General features: G+C 63.9%; 15 protein-coding genes. 6 read left to right on the top strand and 9 right to left on the bottom strand.

The window, feature by feature from the left end; all coding sequences use genetic code 11:
• Positions 1-10: 10 nt before the first annotated feature.
• A complete protein-coding gene (locus AC0NIL_RS01330) occupies positions 11-748 on the bottom strand; it encodes a GntR family transcriptional regulator (protein WP_013528131.1) in 738 nt (245 codons plus the stop codon).
• Positions 749-879: 131 nt separating this feature from the next.
• Between AC0NIL_RS01330 and otnK the strand changes: the two genes are divergently transcribed.
• Positions 880-2,232: a 3-oxo-tetronate kinase gene (gene otnK / locus AC0NIL_RS01335; protein ID WP_275954167.1), complete on the top strand. Its 1,353-nt coding sequence runs from the start codon at positions 880-882 to the stop codon at positions 2,230-2,232.
• The gene (locus AC0NIL_RS01340) at positions 2,232-2,870 is read left to right on the top strand and encodes a class II aldolase/adducin family protein (RefSeq protein ID WP_084015593.1); all 639 of its coding nucleotides are present in this window, start codon (positions 2,232-2,234) and stop codon (positions 2,868-2,870) included. The genes otnK and AC0NIL_RS01340 overlap by 1 nt, the downstream gene beginning before the upstream one ends.
• Positions 2,871-3,033: 163 nt before the next feature.
• On the opposite strand, the gene AC0NIL_RS01345 is transcribed toward AC0NIL_RS01340, so the two are convergent.
• The 5 genes from AC0NIL_RS01345 to AC0NIL_RS01365 are packed head-to-tail and all read right to left on the bottom strand — an operon-like array spanning position 3,034 to position 8,271.
• The gene (locus AC0NIL_RS01345; protein WP_473573866.1) at positions 3,034-4,305 is read right to left on the bottom strand and encodes a CaiB/BaiF CoA transferase family protein; all 1,272 of its coding nucleotides are present in this window, start codon (positions 4,303-4,305) and stop codon (positions 3,034-3,036) included.
• A gap of 35 nt (positions 4,306-4,340) precedes the next feature.
• The gene (locus AC0NIL_RS01350; RefSeq protein ID WP_013528135.1) at positions 4,341-5,372 is read right to left on the bottom strand and encodes an ABC transporter ATP-binding protein; all 1,032 of its coding nucleotides are present in this window, start codon (positions 5,370-5,372) and stop codon (positions 4,341-4,343) included.
• Positions 5,369-6,445, bottom strand: a complete 1,077-nt coding sequence (locus AC0NIL_RS01355; RefSeq protein ID WP_275954169.1) for an ABC transporter ATP-binding protein — start codon at positions 6,443-6,445, stop codon at positions 5,369-5,371. The genes AC0NIL_RS01350 and AC0NIL_RS01355 overlap by 4 nt, the downstream gene beginning before the upstream one ends.
• 3 nt (positions 6,446-6,448) lie before the next feature.
• Complete coding sequence (locus AC0NIL_RS01360) at positions 6,449-7,291, bottom strand: ABC transporter permease (RefSeq protein ID WP_473573867.1); 843 nt, start codon at positions 7,289-7,291, stop codon at positions 6,449-6,451.
• Positions 7,291-8,271, bottom strand: coding sequence for an ABC transporter permease (locus AC0NIL_RS01365; protein ID WP_474048759.1), 981 nt, complete (start codon positions 8,269-8,271; stop codon positions 7,291-7,293). Before AC0NIL_RS01365 ends, AC0NIL_RS01360 begins: the two co-directional genes overlap by 1 nt.
• A gap of 137 nt (positions 8,272-8,408) precedes the next feature.
• On the opposite strand from AC0NIL_RS01365, the gene AC0NIL_RS01370 reads away from it, so the two are divergent.
• From AC0NIL_RS01370 to AC0NIL_RS01385, 4 genes are all read left to right on the top strand, one after another.
• Positions 8,409-9,299: an IclR family transcriptional regulator gene (locus tag AC0NIL_RS01370; RefSeq protein WP_473573868.1), complete on the top strand. Its 891-nt coding sequence runs from the start codon at positions 8,409-8,411 to the stop codon at positions 9,297-9,299.
• 136 nt (positions 9,300-9,435) lie between these two features.
• A complete protein-coding gene (locus AC0NIL_RS01375; protein ID WP_127366658.1) occupies positions 9,436-10,188 on the top strand; it encodes an SDR family NAD(P)-dependent oxidoreductase in 753 nt (250 codons plus the stop codon).
• 143 nt (positions 10,189-10,331) lie between these two features.
• Entirely contained in the window at positions 10,332-11,681 is a 1,350-nt protein-coding gene (locus AC0NIL_RS01380) for a glucoamylase family protein (RefSeq protein WP_013528141.1), read from the top strand.
• Positions 11,671-13,203 (top strand): mercuric reductase, encoded by a 1,533-nt coding sequence (locus AC0NIL_RS01385; protein WP_473573869.1) that lies wholly within the window; start codon positions 11,671-11,673, stop codon positions 13,201-13,203. Before AC0NIL_RS01380 ends, AC0NIL_RS01385 begins: the two co-directional genes overlap by 11 nt.
• A 185-nt stretch (positions 13,204-13,388) precedes the next feature.
• Here the strand turns inward: AC0NIL_RS01385 and AC0NIL_RS01390 are convergent, their stop codons facing one another.
• From AC0NIL_RS01390 to AC0NIL_RS01400, 3 genes are all read right to left on the bottom strand, one after another.
• The gene (locus AC0NIL_RS01390) at positions 13,389-14,363 is read right to left on the bottom strand and encodes a hypothetical protein (protein WP_013528143.1); all 975 of its coding nucleotides are present in this window, start codon (positions 14,361-14,363) and stop codon (positions 13,389-13,391) included.
• Between the two features lie 211 nt (positions 14,364-14,574).
• Complete coding sequence (locus AC0NIL_RS01395) at positions 14,575-15,150, bottom strand: DUF1349 domain-containing protein (RefSeq protein WP_473573870.1); 576 nt, start codon at positions 15,148-15,150, stop codon at positions 14,575-14,577.
• Positions 15,151-15,241: 91 nt separating this feature from the next.
• A complete protein-coding gene (locus AC0NIL_RS01400; protein ID WP_013528145.1) occupies positions 15,242-16,681 on the bottom strand; it encodes an aldehyde dehydrogenase family protein in 1,440 nt (479 codons plus the stop codon).
• Positions 16,682-16,710 lie beyond the last annotated feature (29 nt).

Raw genomic sequence — 16,710 nt, forward strand, 5'->3', positions numbered from 1 at the left:
AACAAACTGTTCAGCCGGTGGCCGACACCAGTCGGCCGTTCTGCGCAGCGCGGCGCAGTTCCTCCGGCGTGACCGCGCCGTCGTTCAGCCGTTCGAGAACCTTGACCAGCAGGCGGCCGCCTTCGATCATGTCCTGCTGAATGCCCTTGCGCACACCGTTCTCGTCGCGCGCCCGCAGCGCTTCAAGAATGTCGAGATGCCGGTGGCGGCCGTCATAGGTCGGCCGGGCGTGCGGGTATTGGTAGTTCACCAGCGGTCCGTTGCGCAGCCAGATTCCCTCAATGATGGCCAGCAGCTCCGGCATTTGCGCCGCCTGGTAGATGGAGTGATGGAATTCCCAATTGTCGCGGACGGCTTCGAACCAGCGGCCATTGTCCTCGTTGGCAATGAGTTTCTCATGCACCGCCGCCAGACGGTCGATCTCGCGCGGCTCGATGCGCGTCGTTGCCGCGGCACCCGCCATGCCTTCGAGATGCAGCCTGATGCTGCGCAGTTCCAGATACTGAGCCAGCGACAGCTGGGCGACGGTGATCGAACGGCCGGCCTCCATCTCCAGGCCTTTTTCGCGCACCAACTGCATCAGCGCCTCGCGCACCGGCGTCTCGGACACCTGAAGGCTGGCGGCAAGGTCGCGGATCTTGAAGCGATGGCCCGGCCAGAAACGGCCTTCCATCATGGCACGGCGAAGCTCCTCATAGACACGCGTCGTCAGATTGTCGCGCGCGATCGGCGCGATAGAAGCAGTCACATCCGCTCTCCGTTCTTGCAACAGCGCAGGCGTCGCCTGCGTCGCGTGGCTTGTGTATATGATACCACGAATGGCCTGACCACCGACATGAGACAAGCCGCCCCGAAACCGGCAGACATGAGACGGGCCGCATGACCGCGTCGATGCCTTCCTTGCTGTTCGGCGCCATTGCCGACGATCTGACCGGCGGCACCGAGCTGGCGTCGATGCTGGTCGCGCGCGGCATTCCGACGGGATGCACGGTCGGGCTGGACGCGCCGATCCCATCAGGCAATCTTGCCCATGTGATCCTGCTGAAGACCCGCGTCATCGCAGCCAGCGATGCGGTGCGCCAGGTGCTGGAGGCCGCGGACCGGCTGGTCGAAGCTGGCGCGCGGCAGATCTTCTTCAAATATTGCGCCACCTTCGATTCGACGCCCGCGGGCAATATCGGTCCTTGCGCCGAAGCGCTGCTCGAGCGCCTTGGCGGCGGCGTCACACTGTTCGCCCCCGCGCTGTGTGAGACTGGGCGCACCGTCTATCAGGGGCATATGTTCGGCGGTCCCCAGCTGCTTGCTGAGTCGCCCAAGCGCTTCGATCCGCTGACGCCGATGACCGATTCCAATCTGGTTCGCGTGCTGCAGGCGCAGAGCAGGGGCAAGGTCGGGCTGGTGCCCTATCTCGTCGTCGACGCCGGCGCTGGAGCCATCCGAAGCGCTATACGAGCACACAGCGCGCGTGGCGAGACGCTGCTGGTCACCGACACCATCCGCGAGCGCGATCTGGCGGCGATCGCGGAAGCCACCTTCGACCTGCCGCTGATGACCGGTAATTCCTCAGTCGCCGCGCATCTGCCACCGGCCTGGCTCACGCATGGGCTGCTGGATTCAGGCGATCTCGTTGCCGCCAGCCTGCCGGCCGTCGAAGGGCCGGCAGCGGTGCTGGCCGGCAGCGTCGCCGACCGCACCATCGAACAGCTCGAGCGTTTTGCGCAAAACAATCCACTGCTGACGATTGACCTTGCCAGCGCCTTTGCCGGCGCCGATGTCATGGCCGAAGCGCGTACCTTCGCCCAACGGCATTTGCCCGGCGCGATGATCGCCATTGCTACGACAGCGCCGCAAGCGACCGTCGAAGCGCTGCAGCAGGCGCACGGCCGCGATATGGTGGCGGCAAGGGCGGAAGAGATCCTGGCCGGGATTGCCCAGATTCTGGTGCGCGAACTCGGCGTCCGCCGGCTCGTCGTCGCGGGCGGCGAGACCGCCGGTTCGGTGGCGAAGGCTCTCGGCATCGACCGGATCGCCATGGGCGCCTATGAGGGCCCCGGACTGTCGCGCGCCATCGCTCACCTCCCCGGCCGGCCTTCCGATCCGCTGGCGCTGATGCTGAAATCGGGAAAGCTCGGCGGCCCGGATATTTTCGCCGACGTCCTGCAAGACATGACACGGCCGAGCACTATTGCGCCGGCGATCGACACATGGCCACCGGCAAGGAGAGCATCGTGATGGAACTCGAAATCGAACGCACGAGCCTGATCACCGCGACGCAGACGCTGGACGCCAGCGGGATGAATGTCGGCACCACCGGAAACATCAGCGTTCGCACGACAGGCGGCATGCTGATCACGCCGACGGGAATAGCCACAAGCGCCTTGCGGCCGGAGCAGATGGTGGGGATGCAGCTCGATGGATCCTGGGACGCTGCGTTCCGGCCGTCGAGCGAATGGGAGATGCACGCCGAAATCTACAAGGCGTTTCCCGAGGCCGGCGCCGTCGTGCATGCCCATCCCGACCATTGCGTGGCGCTGTCGTGCCTGCGTGAACCGCTGCCACTGTTCCACTACATGGTGGCGGGCTTCGGCGGCGATGATGTGCGCTGCTCGGACTATGCGCTTTTCGCGTCAAGCGAACTGGCCAAGGTTGCCGTCGTCGCGCTCAAGGACCGCACGGCTTGCCTGCTCGCCAATCATGGCATGATCGCCTTCGGCGGCGATCTCGACACGGCGCTCATCCGCACCATCAAGCTGGAAACCCTGGCGCGGCAGTACCTTTTGGCGCGCAGCGCCGGCACGCCGGTGCTCATCGAGGGCAGCGAGATCCCCGCCATTCGCGGGCGCTACAAGAATTACGGCCAGCAGAAGTAGCCGGCCGAGCAATTCCAGAAAAGGTGAAGCGGTTTCCCGGGAAAAGCGCATAGCGCTTTCTCCAGGGGATTGCGCCAAAACAAGGAACGGCTCTTCGCCCTCTTGAAGAACCATTCAGTCGACCTGCAAATGCGAGACGAAGGCCCGTCAGGCTCCATGAAGATCAGGCGGGGATCGATTCGGCGGCCGGCGTATAGACGCCGATGGCGCCGGTGCCGATCAGCTGGTCGATGATCTCGGCGCTATAGCCGAGCACGTCGGCCAGCACGGCAGCTGTGTCCTGGCCCAGCATCGGCGGCGCGGTAAAGTCCGCGGTCAGCTGCGCGGCAAGTCCCTGCGCCGGGCGCACCATGGCGACGGAGCCGAGATGCGGATGCGGCAAGGTCTGGACGAGACCACGCTCGCGCACATTGGAACTGTCGAAGACTTCCGGTATCGATTTTACCGTGCCGGCCGGCACGCTGGCGGCGGCACAGGTGGCCATCCAGTGGTCACGTGGCTTGGTCTTGAAGACGGCGGCTAGTTGCGGGATCAGCGCCTCACGGTTGGTGGCGCGCGCCCCTGCTTTGATGAAGCGCGCATCCCCAGCCAGATGTGGCAGATCAACGACCTTCTCGCACAGCGCTGCGAACTGGCGGTCATTGCCGACCGCCAGCGCAAAGCTGCCATCGGAGGCTTCGAATATCTGATAGGGAACGACCGTCGGATGGGCATTGCCGTAGCGGGCGACCTCTTGGCCGGTGTTAAGGTAACCGCTGCCGACATTGATCAGCAGGCTGAGCGCGCAGTCGATCAGCGACAGGTCGAGGAACTGGCCCTTGCCGGTCGTCGCGCGCTCGTAAAGCGCCGCCAGGATCGACTGCGTGGCGACCATGCCGCAGACGATATCGGTAATGGCGACGCCGACACGCATCGGTTCGCCATTGCTCTCGCCGGTGATGGCCATCAGGCCGCTTTCGGCCTGCATGACGAAATCATAGCCGGGCCGTCCGGCATCGGGCCCGGTCTGGCCGTAGCCGGAGATCGAACAGTAGATCAGCCGCGGATTTGACGCGCTGAGTTCCTTGAAACCGACGCCGAGCCTATCGGCGGTACCTGAGCGGAAATTCTCGACGACGATGTCGGCCTTCGCCGCCAGCTCGCGCACGATCGCCAGCCCCTGCGGGCTTTTCATGTCGAGCGCGATGCTCTGCTTGCCGCGATTGGCGCAGAGATAGTAGGTCGAGACACCCTTGTAGCTCGGCACCGACCACGCCCTGGTGTCGTCGCCGCCGTCGATGTTCTCGATCTTCCAGATCTCGGCGCCGAGATCGGCAAGGCTCATCGTTGCCCACGGCCCGGCCAGCACACGCGAGAGGTCGAGAACCTTGATGCCTTCGAGCGGCAAGCGCGCGGGTTCTGCCGTACCGGCATTCGCGGAATGGTCCTCAGTCACGATCAAAATTCCTTCGGGTGAATTCGGCAGGCTACTCAGACAGCCCTGAAAGTGTTGACCGGCTCCGGGAAATGGCAGGCGACGCGATGCGAACCACCGGCCGGATCGAGCGGCGGTTCGACGGCAGCGCAGATCGCCTGCGCCTTGAAGCAGCGCGTGCGGAAGCGGCAGCCGGATGGCGGGTTGAGCGGGCTCGGCACATCGCCGCTCAGCACGATGCGCTCGCGCTTGCGCTCCTTCTCGGGATTGGCGAGCGGCACCGCCGACAGCAGCGCCTGGGTGTAGGGATGCAGCGCCCTCGAATAGAGTTCGGCCGCCGGCGCGATCTCGACGATCTTGCCGAGATACATCACCGCCACCTGATGCGAGATGTGGCGCACGACGGACAGATCATGCGCGATGAACAGATAGGAGGTGCCGAAGGATTGCTGGATGTCCTTGAGCAAATTGAGCACGCCGGCCTGCACCGAAACGTCGAGGGCCGAAACCGGCTCGTCGAGGATCACCACTTGCGGATTGAGTGCCAGCGCGCGGGCGATGACGACACGCTGGCGCTGGCCGCCGGACAGTTCGTGCGGATAGCGCTTGCCATGCTCGGGATTGAGCCGCACCAGTTCGAGCAATTCGGCGACGCGCGCGCGGCGGTCGGTCGCCGACATGTCGCTCATGCGCAGCGGCTCGGCGATGTTGTCGGCAATGCGCATGCGCGGATGCAGCGACCCGTAGGGATCCTGGAAGACGAGCTGGATGTAGCGCCGCATCAGGCGCATGTCTTCGTGATTGAGCGCGAGCAGGTTCTGGCCACGGAACCAGCTTTCGCCGCTGGTCGGCTCGATCAGCCGCATCAGGCAGCGCCCGAGGGTCGACTTGCCGCAACCGGATTCACCGACCAGACCCAGCGTTTCGCCCGGTGCTACGTCGAACGAGACATCGGCGACCGCACGGACATGGGCAACGGCACGGTCGAAGACGAGGCCGCCGCGAACCGGAAAGTCCTTGACGAGATGGCGAACAGAAAGCGCAGCCGCCGGTTTGGTTTCCGCCTGGAGTTGCTCCGCTGCGCTCATGGGGCCACGTCTCCATTGTCCAGGCTCGCCGCCGCCAGCACAGCACTGTGGAAGGGCGGCAAGGTCGTCGCGAAATGACAGGCCGAGAACCGGCCGCCGACATCGTGCAAAGGCGGGTCCTCGGTCCGGCAGCGTGCCGCGGCATAAATGCAGCGCGGATGGAAGGCGCAGCCGCCCGGCAAGCGCCCAAGTGCGGGCGGCGAACCGTCGATCGAGAACAGCCGCTCGCGGCTTTCCTCGAGGTTGGGGATCGAGGCGATCAGGCCACGCGTGTAAGGATGGCGCGGATCGGCGAACAGCTCGGATACGCCTGCCTGTTCGACGACACGGCCGGAATAGACGACCGCGACGCGGTCGGCATGGCCGGCGACGACGCCGAGATCATGGGTGATCAGCACCAGGCCGAGGCCGAGCCGTTCCTGCAGCGAGCGCAGCACGGCCAGGATCTGTGCCTGCACCGTGACATCGAGCGCCGTGGTCGGTTCGTCGGCAATCAACAGGTCAGGATCGTTGGCGACGGCCATGGCGATAACCGCGCGTTGGCGCATGCCGCCGGAGAATTCATGCGGATACTGGTTGACCCGGCGCTCCGGCTGCGGGATCGCCACCAGATGGAGCAATTCGACCGCGCGCGTCATCGCCTGTTTGCGTGTCACGCGCTGATGCAGCCTGACCGCCTCGGCAATCTGGGCGCCGACGGTCATCACCGGATTGAGCGAGGACAGCGGGTCCTGAAAAATCATGGCGATGCGCGCGCCCCTGATCTTGCGCATCTCGCGCGCCGGTTTGCCGACCAGTTCGTCGCCGTTGAAGCGGACCGAGCCGGTGACCACCGCGTTCTTTGACGTGAGGCCGAGCGCGGCGAGCATGCCGACGGACTTGCCCGAGCCGGACTCACCGACAATGCCGACCACTTCGCCCTTGGCGACGTCGAGGTCGATCCCGCGAACCGCTTCGAACTGACTGCCGGCCTTGCGGAACCCGACCCGCAGACCGCGTATGGACAGCAGCGGCTCGCGCTCGCCCACCTTGTCGACTGCGCCCGGTGGCGCTGAGGAAATCTGTGCGCTCATCGCCTAGTCCGACCTTGGATCGAGAATGTCGCGCAAGCCGTCGCCTATGAAGTTAAAGCCCAGCACGATGGTGAGGATGGCGACGCCGGGACCGAAGGCGATCCACCATTGATAGAAATGAACGGCGCCATCGGAGATCATCGAGCCCCATTCGGGTGTCGGCGGCGTGGCGCCGAGGCCGATGAAGCTGAGCGACGCGGCAAGCAGCACGACCTGGCCGAGATCCATGGTTGCGCTGATCAGCACCGGGGTCCAGCAAAGCGGCAATATGTGCGTGAACAGCACGCGCCGCGGCCTGGCGCCGGCGGCGATTGCCGCCTCGACATGCTCGCGCTCCTTCACCTCCAATACCTGCGCCCGCATCAGCCGGGCGTAGACGGGCCACCAGACGAGCACCATGGCTATGGCGGCATTGCCGAGGCCTGGTCCGAGCGACGCCGCGACGGCCATGGCCAGCAGCATCGGCGGAAAGGACAGAGTGACGTCGACAAGCCGCATGATCGCCGCGCCGGTCGATCCGCCGACGAAGCCGGAAATGGCGCCGAGCAGCGAGCCTATGATCACTGCAGAGACGACGACCAGAACCGCGATCGGCAGCGAATGCGCGGCCCCGTGCAGAGTGCGGGCCAGCACATCGCGGCCGAGTGCGTCGGTACCCAGCCAATGCGCCCAGCTTGGCGCCTGAAGCCGGCGTGCGACCATTTCGAGCGGATCGAACTGCACGACCAGGTTGGCGAATGCGGTCATGAACAGCCAGAACAGGATGACGACCGTGCCGATGACCAATGGCGCGGTCAGCCATTCGGGAACCGTCGAGGAGCGGGACTTGGTGACGACGACCGCCATCAGCTCAACCTCACGCGCGGATTGGCCACGACATAGAGTATGTCGGTGATAAGGTTGGTGACCAGGAAGGCAAGGCCGCCGACGATGGTGACGCCGATGATCGCCGGGAAGTCGAGCGCACGCGCTGCCTCCACGGCATAGGATCCCATGCCCGGCCAGGAGAAGATGGTTTCGGTGAGCACCGCGCCGGTGATCAGATAGGCGAAGGAATAGCCGATGACGGTCAGGGTCGGCACCATGGTGTTGCGCAGCGCATGGACGATGACGACGCGGAACTCGCTCGCCCCCTTGGCGCGCGCGGTGAGCACGAACTCGCGGCTCATCACATCAAGCATGTTGGCGCGCACCAGCCGCGATATGGTGCCCGAAACCGTCCAGCCGAGGACGAAGGCCGGCAGAAGCAGGTGCCAGAGCGCGTCCTTGAAGACGGTCCAGTCGCCAGCCAGAAGCGAATCGATGGTCAGGAAGCCGGTGATGCCGGGCGGCAATGCCAAGCGGGCATCGACCCTGCCCGGCCCCGGCAGCCAGTTCAGCATGACGGAGAAGATGAACAACAGGCCGAGCCCCGACCAGAACACCGGCAGCGAAGAGCCGAACAAGGCGAACAGCCGCGCGCCATGGTCGATCAGGCTGTTGCGGAAATAGGCGGCCAGCACACCAAGCACGATGCCGAGCGTGGTGCCGAAGATCATCGCGGCGAAAACCAGTTCGAGCGTTGCCGGCAAGCGGTAGAGAATGTCGGTGCCGACATTGCGCTTGGTGATGAACGAGGTGCCAAGATCGCCGCTCAGCAGATTACCAAGATATATCATATAGCGTTCCGGCAAAGGACGATCGAGACCCCAACGCGTCTTGGCGGCGGCCACCACTTCGGGGTTGCTCATCTGCTGTTCGGCGACAATCGCGGTCAGCGGATCCCCCTTGGTCACCGTGGTGATCAGGAAGGCGATGGTGACGATGCCGAGCACCAGAAACGGCATTGCGATAAGCCGGCGCAAAATATAGCGAGACACGTGGCTACCTTCACAAGGAGGGGCTTCGTAAGATGGCACAAGGCGCTGGGACATGCCATCGACGGAAACATATTGACAGCCCGCGAAAGCCGCTGTCAATATAAATGGAATTTAATTTCATTTTTAACGACAGTGCCGACGTCACCGGCCCGACAGGCGGACGACGACGCCAGAAAGACCTCAGCGTGCGCAAGCGAGCCACCAGGGACGAGACGGAGCTTGAAGGCGAAGGCGCACAACTTTCGTCGTCGCTGGTGCGCGGGCTCGGCATCCTGCGCGCCTTCCGGCCGGGCGACGCCTCGCTCGGCAACCAGGACATCATTGCCCGCACCGGCCTGCCCAAAGCCACGGTGTCGCGCATCACCTATACGCTGAGCGCGCTCGGCTACCTCCTGTACGACAAGGATCTCGGCCGCTACAGCCTGGGGTCGGCTACCGTGGCGCTCGGCTATTCGGCGCTCAGTTCAAGCGCCGTCGTGCACGTCGCCCGGCCGCTGATGCAGCCGCTGGCCGATTTGACGGGGGCGGCGGTGGCGCTCGGCACGCGCGACAGCCTCAACATGGTGTATCTAGCCAATTGCCGGTCGGAGAGCCTTGTCACGCTGCGGCTCAACCCGGGCTCCTATCTGCCGATCTGGAAGACATCGATGGGGCTGGCCTATGCGGCGGCCCTTTCACCCGAGGAGCGCGTCAGCCTTGTACGGGCTTTGCAGGAGGCGGAGCCGGACAAGGCAGCGATGATCGCGGCGGCGATCGACGATGCGATCGCCCAATATGCACGCCAGGGCTATGTGACGTCGTTCGGCGCCTGGCACAGCTACATCCATGCAGTCGGCGTGCCGTTCCGCCCGCGTGACGGCTCGCCGCTGGTTGCCATCACCTGCGGCGGCATCGGCGAGATCATCACCGAGGACCGCGCGCATGCCGAGATCGGACCGGCGCTGGTGGCGATGGTGAAAGCACTGGGCGACCAACTCGAGGGAATTCCCGTGTAATCCCGGCACGGGATTGGCCCAGACGATCGGGCTGCATGCCGGCTTGAACTTGCCTGGTGGGGGCAGCACAGTCGCCGCCGATGGCATGGCGCTCGCGTTGTCAGTCCATCGGGTTCAGGTGACGGGGGGAGATCGGATGCCGATGAATTTTGCAGGACGGTTCAGCGATCGGGTGGCGATCATCACCGGTGGCGCATCGGGCATTGGTCTGGCGGTGGCGCAGAGGATTGTCGAAGAAGGCGGACGGGTTTCGGTCTGGGATCGCGATCCCGCCCAGATCGAACAGGCCAAGGCCGTCATCCCCAGTCTTCACGGCATCGCTATCGACGTTGCCGATGCCGCTGGCGTGGAGCGCGCTGCCCGGTCAACGCTCGAAGCGCTTGGCGGTGTCGATATCCTGGTCACCAGCGCGGCGATCACCGGGCCGAACATGACGACCTGGAACTATTCGGCGGAAGATTGGCAGAAGGTCATCGACATCAACATCAACGGCGTCTTCTACTGCAACAAGGCGCTCGTGCCGCACATGCTCGAGCGCAACTATGGCCGCATCGTCAACATCGCCTCGATCGCCGGCAAGGAAGGCAATCCCAACGCCTCCGCCTACAGCACGTCCAAGGCCGCGGTGATCGGCCTGACCAAGTCGCTCGGCAAGGAACTGGCCAAGACCGGGGTGACGGTCAATTGCGTCACGCCGGCGGCCGTGCGCACCGCGATCTTCAAGCAGATGAGCCAGGAGCACATCGACTTCATGCTGTCCAAGATACCGATGGCGCGCTTTGGCGAGGTCGACGAGGTGGCGGCGCTGATCTGCTGGATCGCCTCGGAAGAGTGTTCGTTCACGACGGCCGCCGTGTTCGACGTTTCCGGCGGCCGCGCCACCTACTGAGGCAGAACGAATCTCAATTCCACGTGACGGTGCAACGGACGGAGCATGCGGGCGTATAGTTGGACGCCTCGAATCGACAAGTCGCGACAAGGTAGCGGGAACCATGACACGGAATGCAGCCGTCAGGCGGGAGTTTGCTACTTTTGCTTAGAGCCGAATCTGCCGCACTTTCCGACGATGAGCTTCTGGACCGCTATCAGCGCGCCGCCTTCGATTATTTCCTCGATAACGTGAACCCCGAAAACGGACTGGTCGCGGACACATCGCGGCCGAATTCGCCGGCCAGCATCGCTGTCGTCGGCTTCGCGCTGTCCAGCTATCCGATCGGCGTCGAGCGCGGCTGGATGACGCGCGATGCCGCCGCGAAGCTGACGCTGGCCGCGCTGCGTTTCTTCTCGACCAGCCGGCAAGGCAATAGCGACGACGTCACCGGCCATAAGGGTTTTTACTACCATTTCCTCGATATGCGGACCGGCCTGCGCGTCTGGCGCTGCGAACTGTCGATGGTGGATACGGCGTTGCTGATATCAGGCATGCTGGTGGCGAGCGCTTATTTCTCCGGTGACGATGACGAGGAAGCCGAAATCCGCCAACTGGCCGAGGCGCTCTACCGGCGCGTCGACTGGCGGTGGGCACAAGGTTCAAGCCCGACCCTGCGGCAAGGCTGGAAGCCAAAGAGCGGCTTTCTGCACTATGGCTGGGAGGGCTACAACGAAGCGACGATCCTCTACGTGCTGTCGATGGCCTCGCCTGACAGTCCAACCTCGGATAACAGCTACGAGGGCTGGACGGCGACCTATCAGTGGGAAAACATCTACGGCTACGACGTGCTGTATGGCGGCCCATTGTTCATGCACCAGTTCTCGCATGCCTGGATCGATTTCGCCGGCATCCGCGACGCCTTCATGCGCGAGAAGAACTCGGACTATTTCGAAAACAGCCGCCGCTCGACCTATCTGCATCGCGACTATGCGCGCCACAACCCTTACGGCTATGACGGCTATGAAGAGAACCTTTGGGGACTTTCGGCGGGCGACGGGCCGGGCGGCTTCCGCACCAGCGTGGAGCGACAGCGCCGGCGGTTTTCCGGCTATGCCGCGCGCGGCGCTCCGTTCGGGCCCGATGACGGGACGATCGCCCCTTGGTCCTATCCGGCATCACTGCCTTTCGCGCCGGAGATCTGCCTGGCGGCGCTGCGCCATCTCGGTGATCGCTACCCCGAGGTGATCGACAATTTCCGGCTGCCGAGCGGCTTCAATCCGACATTGGCGAACCGGCGTAAATTCGGGAGGCACGGCTGGGTGTCGGAAGGCCACTATGGGCTGGATCAGGGTATCGTGGTGATGATGATCGAGAACCATCGGTCAGGGCTGATCTGGAAGCTGATGCGATCCAATCAGCATATCCGTCGCGGTCTGCACAAGGCCGGATTCAATGGAGGCTGGCTGTCTCAGCCGGCAAGCCCGGCGTCAGGTGGCGGCAATGTCGCGTGACCGGACCAGGATCACCGCCTTCCCCGTCGACAGCAACGACATCAGTCTGATCGCGAGCGCCCATCCGCCGCACTGGAAGAACCCGCAGCCGGACGGTCCCTACAACCTCGTCGTCATCGGTGCCGGGCCGGCTGGGCTGACTGCCGCCTACGAAGCGGCCGGCCTCGGCGCAAAGGTCGCGCTCATCGAGCGCAATCTGATCGGCGGAACTTGCGTCAATGTCGGTTGCATCCCGTCCAAGTCGATCATCCGCACCGCAAGGCTTTATGCCGACATGCGCGATGCCGAGAATTTCGGCGGCGACATGCCGGACCGTCTTCACGTCGACTTTCCGCGCGCCATGACGCGGATGCGGCAGATCCGGCAGCGGATCAGCCGCGCGGATGCCGCCGATAGGCTGGTTTCCGAAGGCATCGACCTTTATTTCGGCGAAGCGCTGTTTTCCGGACCGGACGCTGTCACGGTCGCCGGACAAACCTTGCGTTTCAGGAAGGCGCTGATCGCGACAGGCGCGCGCCCGAGGCTGCCGACGATTCCAGGCCTTGCCGAGGCCGGCTATCTCAGCAACGAGACCATGTTCGAGCTCACGGAGTGCCCGAAGCGGCTTCTGGTCATTGGCGGCGGACCGCTCGGCTGCGAGGCGGCGCAGGCCTTCTGCCTGCTCGGTGCCAAGGTCATCCTGGCGCAACGGGAACCGATGTTCCTGCCCGGCGAGGAACGCGACGCCGCCCAGATCCTTTCGGACGCGCTGGCGCGCGAAGGTGTCGAGGTTCGCCTCAACACCGAGGTGGTAGCGGTGCGAACGGAAGGCGGCAAGAAGCTCGCCGACCTGGTGTGCGACGACATCACGACAACGATTTCCGTCGACGAGATCATCACCGGCATCGGCCGATCGCCCAATGTCGACGGCCTCGACCTGGAAAACGCCGGGGTGGCATACGATGCCTACGGTATCAAGGTGGACGATTATCTCCGCACCACAAATCCGCACATCTATGCGGCGGGCGATGTCTGCCTCGCCTACAAATTCACCCACACCGCCGAGGCCACAGCTCGCATGGTCGTGCGCAATGCCCTGTTTCTCGGACGCAGGAAACTGAGCGAGCTGGTCATTCCGTGGTGCACCTACACCGATCCGGAGATCGCCCATGTCGGCCTCTATCCGGCGGAGGCGCGCCAGAACGGCATCCCGGTCAAGACTTATACGGTGCTGATGCACGATGTCGCCCGGGCGGTCATGGACGGCGAGGAGGAGGGTTTCGTCAAAATCCACGTCAGGGAAGGGTCCGACCGCATCCTGGGCGCCACGGTCGTCGCCAGCCATGCCGGTGAGATGATCAATGCGGTGTCGCTGGCCATCAAATCGGGCATGGGATTGCGTGCGCTGGCCGACGTCATCCATCCCTTCCCGACGCAGGCGCTAGGCATAAAGATGGCCGGCGACGCCTATCGGCGGACAAGGCTCACCTCATCATGGAAGCATCTGGCGGGCCGCTGGTTGGCGTGGTCCAGGCGATGGTGACATTCCGGCGGCCTGCCGCAGCTGGTGCGTCGGACATTCGGCGACGATGCGGCGCTTGACGAAAGCCTCGTCGACCATCTCGGATATCCGCCAAACGTCGGTGCCATCCAGAGGTTAGCCGGCTCTATATTTCCGAGGATCCTGCGGGCCCTGCCGACCGCGACTCCAATTTCGTGGCTGCCCTGTCAGGGTGCGTGCAGAAGTTCTTGCCGAATGGGCTCGAGATAGGTTTGCGGATGCAAGCGTCCCCAAACATGGTCGCGCTCGGTCAGGTGCTTAACCTGCTCTATCCAGCGCCTCGGCGCATCAGGGTCCCTGACCTCATGCCAGTCGTCGACGATAATGACCGGCAGACCCTGATAGAGCGGGTCGAGCGGCGAGGTCTTGGTGACGACGATGCAGCCGAGATAAAACAGCTCCCATGTCCTATGGCAGTCCAGGCCGTTGCCTTCGGTGGACAGCACAAGCGGGTATTGCGAGTACAGTTGCCAGATCGAGCGCTGCGAGACGCGTTTCGTCAGGAAATCGACATGCGGACATCCGCGCAGGGCATCAAGCAGTTCCCGGCGCTGTCTCGAGCCATTGCTGATGCTGAAATCAGAGAACAGTCTGGGCGGGCGGCGGTCCACATGATCCTGCCGGGCGCGTATGATTTCCAGTTGCTTCACAAGCCCTTCCGGCGTGGCGAAGGACCGAGGCGTGTGAAGATCGAGCCCGATCGGGAAAGGCTTGACCCTGGGGTGAGTGCCGTCACAATTCTGGCTGTACCAGGAGACCAGGAAGGGGTTGGCGAGAAGCTGGTCGACGGTGTCCTTCGCCAGATCAGACGGCACCGAAGCATCGCCATCGGTCGTCAGCAGCGTGAACGGTGCCGTGATCGTCGGCAACACGATCCTGACGAACGTGTCGAGATCACAGGTTTGCGCATCCCTGGACAAGGTGCTCAGACGCAGCCAGACGATGCCATGTGCGCCGCTGTAATGCTGGCGGAAAAATGCCTCGCTCTGTGTCGATGCGGTTGACGCGTTGCGATACCAGCGCGGCCCGGCGAAATCGCAGAAATGTCCGATCCCTTGCGACCACAGCACGGGCGGAACGCCAAGAAATCTCAGCGCCCTGGAATAGACGGCTCTTTTGACTGCCCTTCGCAACCTGCCCATGGGCAACTCCTAGCGCGGATGCCAATACCGTTGCAACGTGCTGCCCGACATATTCGCCTTGAGCGGAACAAAGGCCAAAAGTTTCCCCGCAATACCCCTTCCGGCTCCGGAGAACCCAACTTACGACAGGCGCAGCCGCCGGCGAGGCTCGATCTACAGACTTGATTATGACAAAGTCGAAGGGCTTGCGGTCGGCGCAAGGCCGCACGTCTCAATCGTGCAATTCCCGCGATATCGGCGGCCCCACCGAAAAGCCGGAGAATGTGACCTCGAAGCCCTCGCGTTGCGGCGAACAGCACATCATGCCAACATCGACCGTCCTGGAGATCGGAAAGTAGGCGAGCCGCACAGGCTCCCAGTGGCCGTCGGAAGCATCGAGATACTGGACACGGATCGTTTCGGCGTGACGGGTCAGCCGGATCCTGACGCCGCCCGGACCGGCATGAATGGCGACCAGCGACCAGTCTGACGTGTCGTTGGTGACCACGACGGAGAAATAGGCAAGGCCGTCGGTGTACTCGATACCGGCCTTGATCCAATGGGTTTCGCTGAGCCGGACCATCAGCCCCGCCTGATCATAAAGCACCTCGTAGTCGCCTTTGACGGTGACCTCGGCGGTGAAATCGCCTTCGACGGGCCGGTGCAGGAAGTGGCCATTGTCGCGCCAGAAACCGTAGAAGGTCTCGCGCCAGAAATCGGTCTCCTTGCCGGTGCGCACACGAACGCTGTCGCCGTCGATAGAATGGTGCGGCGGCGGGTTAAGCCAGGTCAGGTCCTGCACTGTCATCCTTCGCGCCGCTCCAATCCAGATGTGCATGGCGGGGTTGCCGGCGTGGTCGGACGTGACCGAGCAGCCCGGCTGATCGGTCGACGGCCGATCAGCCTGCGAATGTATAGGCCGTCTTCACCGTGGTGTAGAACTCCGCCGCATAGTGGCCCTGCTCGCGCGGCCCATAGCTCGAACCCTTGCGGCCGCCGAAGGGAACATGGAAATCGACACCCGCCGTCGGCAGGTTGACCATCACCATGCCGGCCTCCGAATTGCGCTTGAAGTGCGTGGCATGCTTGAGGCTCGAGGTGCAGATGCCGGAGGTCAAGCCGAAGGGCGTGTCGTTGGCAACGGAAAGCGCCTCGTCATAGTCCTTGACGCGAATGACGCTGGCGACAGGCCCGAAAATCTCCTCGCGCGAACTGCGCATGGCGTTGGTCGCCTCGGTCAGCAACGCCGGCTGCAGGTAGAAGCCCGGCGTCTTGCGGTCGAGCCGCTCGCCACCGAAGGCGAGCGTGGCACCTTCCCTGACACCGATGGCGATATAGTCCTCGTCCTGCTTCAGCTGCGTCGCGTCGACGACAGGACCGATCTGGGTCTGCGCGTCGAGCGCATCGCCGATGACCAGTTTGCTCATGCGATCCTTGAGGGCGTCGACGAAGCGGTCGTGAATGCCGTCAGCCACAATCAGCCTGGACGAGGCGGTGCAGCGCTGGCCGGTCGAGAAGAAGGCACCGTTGAGCGCGCAATCGACGGCGATCGCGAGGTCGGCATCGTCGAGCACGACCAGCGGGTTCTTGCCGCCCATTTCAAGCTGGAACTTGCGCATGTGTTCGATGCTTGCCGCAGCGACGCGCTTGCCGGTGCCGACCGAGCCGGTGAAGCTGATGGCGTTGACATCGGGACTGTCGAGCATCGCCTGACCGACGACCGAGCCCTTGCCCATGACGAGATTGAGCACGCCCTTCGGCAGGCCGGCGCGATGCAAGATGTCGACGATGGTCCAGGCGCTCTCGGGAACCAGCTCCGCCGGCTTGAAGACGACGGTGTTGCCGTGTGTCAGCGCCGGGGCGATCTTCCAGGCCGGAATAGCGATCGGAAAATTCCACGGCGTTATGATGCCGACCACGCCGACCGCCTCGCGCGTCATCTCGACGCCGACGCCCGGCCGCACGCTCGGCACGACCTCTCCGGTCAAACGCAACGTTTCGCCGGCAAAGAAGTCGAATATCTGGGCGGCGCGAATTGTCTCGCCGATGCCTTCGGCCAGCGTCTTGCCTTCCTCTCGCGCCAGGTTGCGGCCGATCTCGTCCTTGCGCGCCAGAATCTCGTCGGAGGCCTTTTTCAACACCGCGTGACGCGCCAGCGGACCGGAGCGGGACCAAGCCGGGAACGCTGCCTTGGCCGCGGCGATCGCCTGCTGGGCCTGTTCGACACCCGCCGAGGCATAGTCGCCGACGACGTCGCCGGTATCCGAGGGGTTGATGTTGCGCGAACCGGCATCGCCGACCCACTCGCCATCGATGAGGTTCTTTCGAAACAGCGTCATATCGTGTGTTCCTGCTTGTTGGCCGCGCG

This window comes from Mesorhizobium sp. WSM1343, from assembly GCF_055901535.1.